Annotated in this window: 8 protein-coding genes and 1 pseudogene; all 9 read right to left on the minus strand. The window is 53.3% G+C overall.

The features are described from left to right. Positions 1-1740 (minus strand): DNA polymerase III subunit alpha (dnaE, locus tag PPL9_RS33805; RefSeq protein WP_208989659.1); only part of this gene is annotated, 1740 nt, incomplete at its 3' end. 505 nt (positions 1741-2245) lie between these two features. Beyond that, positions 2246-3244, minus strand: coding sequence for a contractile injection system protein, VgrG/Pvc8 family (locus tag PPL9_RS26560; RefSeq protein WP_057465540.1), 999 nt, complete (start codon positions 3242-3244; stop codon positions 2246-2248). A gap of 1 nt (position 3245) precedes the next feature. Continuing rightward, positions 3246-3482: a hypothetical protein gene (locus PPL9_RS26565; RefSeq protein WP_057465541.1), complete on the minus strand. Its 237-nt coding sequence runs from the start codon at positions 3480-3482 to the stop codon at positions 3246-3248. Beyond that, positions 3470-3880 carry a phage tail protein gene (locus PPL9_RS26570; protein WP_057465543.1) on the minus strand — a complete coding sequence of 137 codons (411 nt, stop codon included), beginning with the start codon at positions 3878-3880 and terminating at the stop codon, positions 3470-3472. The genes PPL9_RS26565 and PPL9_RS26570 overlap by 13 nt, the downstream gene beginning before the upstream one ends. Positions 3881-4079: 199 nt before the next feature. After that, the gene (locus PPL9_RS26580) at positions 4080-7046 is read right to left on the minus strand and encodes a phage tail tape measure protein (protein ID WP_057465547.1); all 2967 of its coding nucleotides are present in this window, start codon (positions 7044-7046) and stop codon (positions 4080-4082) included. 132 nt (positions 7047-7178) lie between these two features. After that, positions 7179-7535 (minus strand): phage tail assembly protein, encoded by a 357-nt coding sequence (locus PPL9_RS26585; protein WP_057465548.1) that lies wholly within the window; start codon positions 7533-7535, stop codon positions 7179-7181. 69 nt (positions 7536-7604) lie between these two features. After that, positions 7605-8123, minus strand: coding sequence for a phage major tail tube protein (locus PPL9_RS26590; protein ID WP_057465550.1), 519 nt, complete (start codon positions 8121-8123; stop codon positions 7605-7607). Between the two features lie 28 nt (positions 8124-8151). Then, positions 8152-9369, minus strand: a complete 1218-nt coding sequence (locus PPL9_RS26595) for a phage tail sheath subtilisin-like domain-containing protein (RefSeq protein ID WP_057465551.1) — start codon at positions 9367-9369, stop codon at positions 8152-8154. 37 nt (positions 9370-9406) lie between these two features. Beyond that, positions 9407-9679, minus strand: a pseudogene (locus PPL9_RS26600) (hypothetical protein); the annotation flags it as partial.

The following is a 9679-nucleotide window of genomic DNA, read 5'->3' on the forward strand; positions in this document are numbered from 1 at the left end:
CGAAACCGCAGTATCAATCACTGTCAGCGTTTTCAGACCCAAAAAGTCAAACTTAACCAGACCGGCCGCTTCAACCCATTTCATGTTGAACTGAGCAACAGGCATGTCCGAACGAGGGTCTCGGTAAAGCGGCACCAGCTGCTCCAGCGGACGGTCCCCAATCACCACACCCGCCGCGTGGGTAGACGCGTGACGATAAAGGCCTTCCAGCTTCTGCGCCATCTTCAGCAGGCGGTCGACAACTTCTTCCTGCTTGGCTGCTTCACGCAGCCGCGGCTCCTGCTCCAATGCCTCTGGCAGTGTGCACGGATTGGCCGGGTTGCCGGGCACCAGTTTACTTAGGCGGTCCACCTGACCATATGGCATCTGCAGAACACGGCCCACATCACGCAGCACCGCCTTGGCCTGCAGCGTTCCATAGGTGATGATCTGTGCCACCTGCTCGCGGCCATACTTGCGCTGCACATAACGGATCACTTCTTCACGACGGTTCTGGCAAAAGTCGATGTCGAAATCCGGCATGGACACGCGGTCCGGATTCAGGAAGCGCTCGAACAGCAACGAGAACCGCATTGGGTCAAGATCAGTGATGGTCAGTGACCAGGCAACAAGCGATCCCGCACCGGAACCACGCCCCGGCCCCACAGGAATGTCCTCGTTCTTCGCCCACTTAATAAAGTCCGCAACGATCAGGAAGTATCCAGGGAACTTCATGCGGATAATAATGCCAAGCTCATAATCCAGACGGTCCCAATAATCTTTCTCTTCAAGGTCAGGTGCCAGACCATGCAGATCGAGACGCGCCTGCAAGCCTTCCTTAGCCTGCCGCGTCAGCTCTTCCGCCTCGGCACGCTCCGCTTCGCCAGCATCAGCATCCGCACCAGCAAAGCGTGGCAGAATAGGATCTCGCTTCAAAGGCCGGTAATGGCAGCGCCGCGCAATCGCCACGGAGTTCTCAAGCGCCTCCGGAAGATCGGAGAACAGCTCCATCATCTGCTCACGGGTTTTGAAGCAATGATCCGGCGTCAGCTGACGGCGATCCGTCTCGACAAGAACACGACCTTCGGAAATCGCGATCAGGGCATCATGCGCTTCATAATCATCCGGATTAGGGAAATAAGCCTCGTTGGTCGCAACAATTGGAATATTCAGATCATAGGCAAGGTTCAGGAGCGCAGGCTCAACATCTTCCTCGCCTTTCATATTGTGGCGCTGCAATTCCACATAAAGACGGTCGCCAAATGTGGACTGCAAAACCTCTAGGCGAGACTTGGCAAGATCAACATGCCCTTCTCGCAGTTGCGAGTTAATCGGACCATCACTCGCACCAGTCAGAACAATCAAGCCATCAGATTTATCCAACACACGTGAAAGAGGAACATTGGCTTTGAGCCCCGGCTCTGTATCAAGAAAGGCTCTTGACACAAGATCCATGAGGTTCTCATAGCCCCCTTCATTCACGGCAAGAAAAACCAGATCACTGACGGCTTCATCCCCCACCGCGTCAGGTTGATCGTCAAAAGTCACCGATATCTGACAACCAATGACAGGCTGTATACCTGCGCCAAAAGCTTTTTCAGAAAACTCGAGCGCACCAAACAAGTTCCCGCTGTCAGTAATGGCCAGCGCCGGCTGCTCATCCTTGGAAGCCAGATCAAGCAGCTTTCCAATTGGGAGAGCCCCTTCCAGCAAAGAGTAAGCCGAGTGAACACGGAGATGGACGAAACCTGGAGATGACATCTGGAGCCTTTTGGTTCGCAAGGTGTGTGCGACAGTAGCACCTCATTTGGAGGACCCAAAAGCAAAATGCAATTGCCTGGCAAATCGCACCACCGGTTATCCCGAGTTTCCCAACCTCTCTTCCTCAGTATTTACTAAGGAAGCATCCGGGTCAGCGCATCACCCCACATCAGGCAGCTGCTTGCAAAAAGAACGATAGAACCGAATGCTGCTGCTTCACGAAGTACAAATGACATAACAAACACCCTTAATTTGAACCCTATTTGTATCTGTTATGTTCTATCAATGTTCTCATCGTTTCAACCCTTAATTTGGCTGGGTCAAACTCATAGTTAATGAGTGGTATACGCATTCCTCCTCCAACATCACTGAAGCGGGACACTTCGATTTGGAGTATGGGACACTTGAATTTAGAACACTTCAGTTTTAGGGGTCTTTTTGCCCTTTAAGGGCATGAAGCGCGATTTTCCGTTCTCTTCACACCTCATGCTTCACCTTCGAAGAACTAGCTTCGAACCCTCTCCAGATCTAGCTTCGAAGTGTATCCGACGCCCTTTCGAACGCTGTGTGTTACTCTTCGAATGCTCCACGCGCCTGCTAACTCTGGTTGTACAGGTGGCAAGAGAATCGCTCCTTCAGCTCGTGCGCTGGCATCCCCGACAATTGTCACCCTGGCCGTCTGCGCTCCAGCAATCCCATCCTTCAAAGCGGCATCCGCCGCTTTTTGTGCTTCTGCCTTGCTTGCAAAGGTTTTGCAGAGCGTGTGAACAGGCTCTTCGCTTCCAGCTTCAGCATAAAGGCGCGTGGCTTGGTCCTGGTCGTGATAGGCAGCTTTTACGGTTTTGTATTCGGTCCGCTGTGCACCGCTCCATTCATAGCTGATGATTTGGGTGGCAAGCGGCTGTAGAGGTGGGATTTGAGCACCAGAAGCTTTCTTTGTAGTTCCTTTTTCAACGAACATGAGCTTGTCATGAGCGACCTTAAAGATGGCTCCCAGTTCTTTTGCCCACTCAGTCAGAAAGTGCATATCACTGACATTGGTCTGATCTTTGTGAGGGACTGAGATAGAGGCAAGGCTTTTGCTCACAACAGGCTCTAATGAATGACGGCCAGCAATCACTTCAACAACCTTCTTGAGTGTTGTGCTGTCGTAACTTTGCGTGCGCTTTTCCTTCAGTGATCCACCCATGTCAGCAGCGGTTCCGCAAAGCGTCATCAAATGCCCGCCTTGCTTGCTTCCGAAGGTTTGGGGAGCGTCGCTGTAATAGATCCCCATAGGCATCAACAAGCCGGCTGCATTGGGCAAGCTGACAATGATCTGTGCTCCTTTGGGTGGCAAGGCAATCTGATGATCCCGAACCAGCTTCAGCGTCACCTTGTCGGACTTGCCGCCCGCCTCATCATCAACCTGAATATCGATCAGAGTTGATGCGCTTTTGTCGCTTAGCAGGTTTTGCAAAAAGCCCGTGACATCCTTGCCATTGATGGAGACAAACAGGTTCATTTCAATCCCATAGGTTTATGTCTGGTGTAATGATCTGGGGTCGCTCTTGTGCGGGTAAATCCGGCATATAGACCTGTATGCGGCTATCCAGAGTGAGAGGCGCATCAGGAGCGCAAAGGTGCTTGTTTTGCTCTTGTTGCATCACCAGATCCAGCAGCTCATCACTCTGCCTGCCATAATGATCCATAATCATGCTCTCAACCGTATCCCCACGGATCGCCCGCTTTAAAACGGCCATAGTGAACTTGCTCCTGAATAGCGGCTTAAGTTGATGGAAAACTCCATGGCCGTGCCTGAGCCCGCTTTCACAAACTCGGTTTCTTTCTTGAAGATCTCCTCCACACACCAGCGCCCAAGCACCCGGCCAGAACTTAAAATAAGAGTCATGGGCTGGCCTGATCCGGCGCGTGCTGCAATGGCTTCCATTTTCCATGAGCCTGCTGGCTGGATCTCCGGCCAGATCCCGCCTTTGATAATAAGGGTCTGATCTCCTGGCCCCGTCCACTGCTTCACAGGAGCTCCGCCAATAGGGTCAGGCTTTGCCCATATGAACTTCCAGCGTCGTTCCAATTCTTCAAAGGAACCAACATCAGGCGCGAAAACAAACATTCCAAGGGCTGCAAGTGGTCTACTCATACTTCATCTCCTCACTTGGTACACCAACGGAGATAGAGTGAGATTTTTCCTGCATTCCAACGTTCACCCTTTCGGTTTGCCAGTGCCTTCCGTTTTGAGCGAAAGCATTTCATTGTGGCTCCACGCCACTTGCAGAGCGTCCAAAACTTCCCGTCCTGAGTTTCCCTGATTGCATAGCTTCTATCCATCATCAGTATCCTCAATCAGACAAAAGGTTTTGTGCATCCGTCATGGCGCGACCCAGAGCATTTGCAACAGCTTCCTCAATAACGTTTCCAATATCCGGATCTGTAGTTGTGATATTGCCGAACTGAATTGAGATCTCAAACTTCGGCCCTGTAGTTGCAGCAGGTGCCATAGCCGCTGGCATGCCTGGCAGGATTGGCGCAGCAGCAGCCACTGAAGGCATAGGTGCAGCAATCGCTCCGGCCACAGCTCCAATGCGAGCTGCCTTGCGAATACGGTCAGACATCCGCACCATGCGCTTCAGGTTATCGTTGTGAGCGATATAGCCACCTTCATTGGCATATTTCAGTTCCGGGCCTCGCTCACCAACCAAAAGCGGACCTGAGCGATAAGAGCCGCCAGAGGCACGGGCTTGCACGTTTTGTCCTGATCCTTTGTCTCCGCCGCTTTCGCCGCGCATCCATTCCGGAATCATGCCAACAAGCCTGGATTTAATGTCGTCTACCATCTGCCCGACCTTGGAACTCATACCGTCCCAAAGGGTTTTGATCGCATTTTGACCGATCTCAAACAGGTCAATTCCCGTGAACTTCTCCACGATCGTATTGATCGCGGTTGGGACGCCTATGCCCATGACTTTGAGCCAGTTGATCTCTTTGACAAACTTACGCCAGTCAAAGTTGGTCAGCTCATCCGGCCACTTCACGGCACCAAACAACATGCCCCAGTCAACTTTGGGTATCCATCCATCCCAGGAGAATGCCCCAAAGACTTCGGACCATTCAATGCTGGGCAGATATTTGTCCCAGCCAAGCGGCTTGATCAGAAGATGCCACGCCAGATCCCCGGCCAACATCGCCCAGCCAATTCCTGGAATAAGACGAGAGCCCCATTTCAGAACCGGAATGAGCAAACGCCAGGACAGTCTTGGCAAGAAGGACAGCCAGCGGAACCCACCAACCATGCCGCGCCATGCCAGTTTGGGAATAAAGCTTGCCCACCGCAAGCCTGTAACAACGCCGCGCCAAGCAATCTTGGGCAGAAACGAAAGCCACTTCAGCGGCGTCACAAACAAACGCCATGCCAGCTTAGGGATAAGCATTGCCCACCGGATCGGGTTGAGCATCCTGATGGCACGGCCAATCAGGCCAATTCGGCCAGCACTTGTCCTGGCACTCATGCCCATCATAAACAGACCGAAGCGCAAAGGAGCCGCCAATGCAATGGCTGTTCCCATGAAGGCGAGCAGGCCACCACCAACCACAAGCAATCCGGCAAGGGCTGCAACGGTGAACGCTATTGCCTTTGTCATGCGCGGGTGTTCTTTCAGCCATTCGCCAGTGCTGCGCACCCAGCCAGTCATAGTCTTCACCACATCGCGCAAGGCTGGATTGAGCGCATCACCAAAGATCAGGGCAACCTCGGAAGTCGCCGAACCAAAACTTTTCCAGTCCCCCATGAGGTTATCGCCCATCTGAGTGGCAACGCGCTTTGATTCACCATTGACGTCTTTCAGGTCAGTCAGCAGTTTTTCAAAAACGGCAAAACCTTTGTCATCAAGCAGTGCAGCAAAAGCAGAGCCAGCTTCAGCACCTACTATATTCTTGAAAATCTCGGCACGCTTGCCAGTTCCCATTTTTTCTGTGGCCTTGGCGATATCTAAAAGCACATCAGGGACAGAGCGCAAGTTGCCCGCGGCGTCCTTGGTTTCCACCTTCAGCTCGCGCAAGGCTTTGCGGCCTCGCTTAGCAGGTGCAGCAAGGCGGGTGTAAATTGTACGCAAGGATGTGCCCGCCATAGAGCCCTGGATACCCACGTTTCCAAGCAGACCAGCCATGGCTGCTGTTTCTTCCAGCGATACGCCAAGCTGTTTGGCAATGGGAGCGGCATATTTCATGCTCTCGCCCAGCATGGTCAGATCCACATTGGCGCGGGTGGTTGTGGCTGTCAGAACATCAGCCACGCGGGTCATCTCAGCAGGCTCCAGGCCAAAGCCGGATAGAATATTGGAACTGATATCAGCCGTCCCTGCCAGATCCGTTTTGGTTGCCTTGGCAAGATTGAGCACATCCGCCATAGAAGCCTTGATGGCGGCAACATCCATGCCTGCCATCGCTAAAAAGCCCATGCCTTGCCCAGCTTCCAATGCACTGTAACTGGTTGTAGAGCCCAGCTCACGAGCCAGATTGCTCAGCCCGCGATAGTCTTCGCCGCCCTTTTTAACGCGGGCAACAGCTGCAACAGAATCCATCTGCTCTTCAAATCCGGCAAACTGCGCCACGGAATTACTGACAGGACGCAAAAGCTGCCGACCGGCCAGCATGCCGCCCACGCCAGCAGCGCCAACAGCCGCGCCGCGCACCAGGCGGCTATCGCGTCTCTGGCGTTCCCGGTTAGTCAGGCGCAATACGGCTTGCTTGCGGCGCTCTAATTTCTGGTATTCTGCCTGCTGCCTACGCACGGCCTGAGTTTGCTCATTCATTCTGGCCGTGGCGCGATCTATCGTTGCCGCCAGTTCGCGCTCATTGCTGGATAGTCGGTTCGCTTTGATCCCGACAGCACCAAGCGCCTGCTTGTTCTTTTGAGCAGTTTGAGTGTTCTGTTTAAAGGTGTCGCCTAATCGCTTGGTATCTTGTTTGGCTTTCTTAAAGGCTGTCTGAAGCTTCTTCGTGGGCTTTTCAGCTGCCCTGATCTCTTTAGACAGCGCCTGCATCTTGGTCTTCGCGGCCGCATATTCCAGGCGCGATTGTTTGACAGCGCTTTGGCCCTTCTTAAATTCAGTGATCAGACCCTGTTTGGAGCGTGCGGCCTGGATGTCCTTGCGGGCCATTTCAGCAGCATCACGGGCAGCGCTTTTAAAGCCCTTGCCCATGTCCCGGCTGTCCTTGCGAATGCCACGCATTGAATCGCGAAGGCGGCGACCATTGCGCGTCCACTTATCGCGCAATTCCATCGTCATCCGGGCTTTAAGATCACTCATCCATCGCCGCCTTTCGTTTCTTCAAAATCTCACGAGCATTGATCCAGTGGCGGTAGAGGTCAGGCCAGGTCTTTTCCTCCAAATCCCGCAGCCCCCACTGGAAGGCTGCGGTGATCTCATAAAAAACCTGATCTAGGCTTTCTGGTCGCTCTGGCCTTGGGAGGTCATCGAAGTCGGGTTCTTGTTCGAAGTCGTCTCCACTGTCTGGACTAATCCATCCTGATCCATCCCATCGAAAAAACGATTGAAGCCCGCTGTCAGGGCCATAATGTTACGCCCTGGCATGTCCTTGATCATCTTATTGGACAGATGTGGAGACGTGATCTTTGGCAGGACATACGCCAGAGCCTTGATGTTGCCATCAGAGACTTCAAACGGCGTGTAGTTGCCAAACTCGCTGCCAATCGGCTCACGGGTTAAAGTGATTTCATTGACCTGTTCGCCATTGAGGGTGATTGGAGTTGGCAGGGAAACGATTTGCTTTGGCATGATAAACTCTTTCAACTGTAACAAAGGAGAGGAGACAGGCGACCATCAGCCGCCAGCCAGGTTGACTGATCAGGAGCGTCCAAGTGCTGAGCGTCGGGCCTTATTCTGGAACATGTGCTCTGGCAGGTAGATGTCATTGAGAACGTCCACCTCAATGGTGTTTTCCGCATCCCCAAAGTCCCAGCGATAATAGGTCAGCCAGAACTCCAGTTCGCCTTCAATGTCACCATCTTCTTTCCAGGACTGAATGACTTTGTTGGGAGCGGTACAGCGCCCCTGAAACTCCTCAACTGAGGCTTGATAGCCGCCTTGTTCGTCATCCAGATAAGAGCGAATGAACAAACGTACACCGTTGATCTGACCACTCTGGACCAGACCGATAAATGGCAGTGCCACGCCCTTGCATTTGACGGAGAGCTTCAACGCCTCAAAACCATGCGAGATACCAACGGGGAACTGGCGTCCACCGGTCCGGCGTTCCTCAATCTTGCGGGCGAACTCTGGTCTGTCCAGCTCTGTGACAGTGGCACCAAAGTCACTTTCGCCAATCCAGAGCGTATGACCATCAGCTTTATGGACACGTTCCATAGCATTTCCTTTCTATGAATTTGGCGGGTTAGGTTGCAGATGAGGAGAAGCTGGAAAGAGCTGCTGCCTGAGACAGGAACTCGGCATAAAGTTCCGGCGTGCGATAGCCCCAGATCTCGATATTGCGGATGCTTGCCGCTTCCACGAACCTCAGCTTGTAAAAGTACTGCCCATCCGCCATCTGCTGAACGGAGTTAAGATCTGCCGGGAACTCGAACTCATATCCAATGAGCGCTCCTTTGCCGCGTAAATCACGCAGGAAACCGCGCACACTGCCTGCAATGCTCTCAATGGCCTGCTCACTCGGCGGGATGTCGATATACGGCATCAGGCCGCGTTCCAGCGCGTCGTAGGTTTTGTCAGCAACACGGCGACCAACAATGGTGCCACCCAGCAGCTTTTCCTTATCCGTTGTATGGGTGCCCCAGAGCCGGAACCCATCGTCACGAATGATGGTTGTGATGTCGTGAGAGTTGAGGAAGTTGGCTTCACAGCCGCTGTCATTGGAGCGGTAGTCCACCACACGGGCCGTGCCATTGATGAGGGCTGGCTTGTTGGAGGCAGGCCACCAGAACCCCTTTTCCAGGTCCATCTTAGATTGCACGCCCGCTGCCAGGATTGATCCTGGCAGCTGCACTTCAGCGTCAAGGCCCGTGTCCCATTCGCTGATATAGTTATCAACCATCATGGCACGATCAGAACCATAGTTCCCACGGGCAGTAACCGCATCAACGGCTGTGGTGTTTGGCCCATCAAAGATGACGAAGGAACGAAGACGCACAGCCACACTGATCAGCTCATTGGCCACAGCATTGGCTTTGCCATCTGCAGAGGCATTGGCAAAGCCAGGGGCAATCAGAAGATCAGGCTCAATGCCAAGCAGCGTATTGGCGGAACGGAAGGCATGAACACCCGTCTTTAAGGTCACATCACCAACAACAGCACTGATCTGCTGAGCCGGATCTGCAAGCTCTTCAACACGGATCACAACGATCTTGCCAGAAGTTTTTGCATATTGCTTCCAGATCGTCTTCAGCGCGATTGGCAATGTGCCGGTTGCGCCAAGGCTTGCAGCTTTGGTAATGTCCCCAATGATGGCGACCGGCACATTGAGCGGCCACTGTTCAGCATCGGCACCAGGTGCTGTGCCAATAATGCCGATCTCCCCAGACTCGCCAACACGGATGATCGGTGGAGCCTGTGTCATGTCATGAGCACGGACCCCGTGATGATAATTGGTCGTCATATGAACCCCACCAGATTAATAGAAAAAAGAGAGAAGCTTAAAACTGCTCTGTCAGTGCAACCACTTCAGGCGGGCACTCCGGCCAACTTGCGGCCTGTGTGAAATCAGTGCCCGGATCTTCAGCAAGTTCCAGGCATTTGGAGCGCATAGCACCCACCCAATCCAGTGCAGCCTTTGTACTGGTCAAAAGCGTGACCTCATCAGCACTTCGATCAGCAACGGCTTTGCCAGCAATGGCAGCCGCAGCCGTTGCCATGTTCATCTGGGTCTCAGCGCTGGCGCGGGCATAAATGCGCTTGCGGCATTCCGC

The organism is Pseudovibrio sp. POLY-S9 (assembly GCF_001431305.1).
Classification (GTDB): domain Bacteria; phylum Pseudomonadota; class Alphaproteobacteria; order Rhizobiales; family Stappiaceae; genus Pseudovibrio.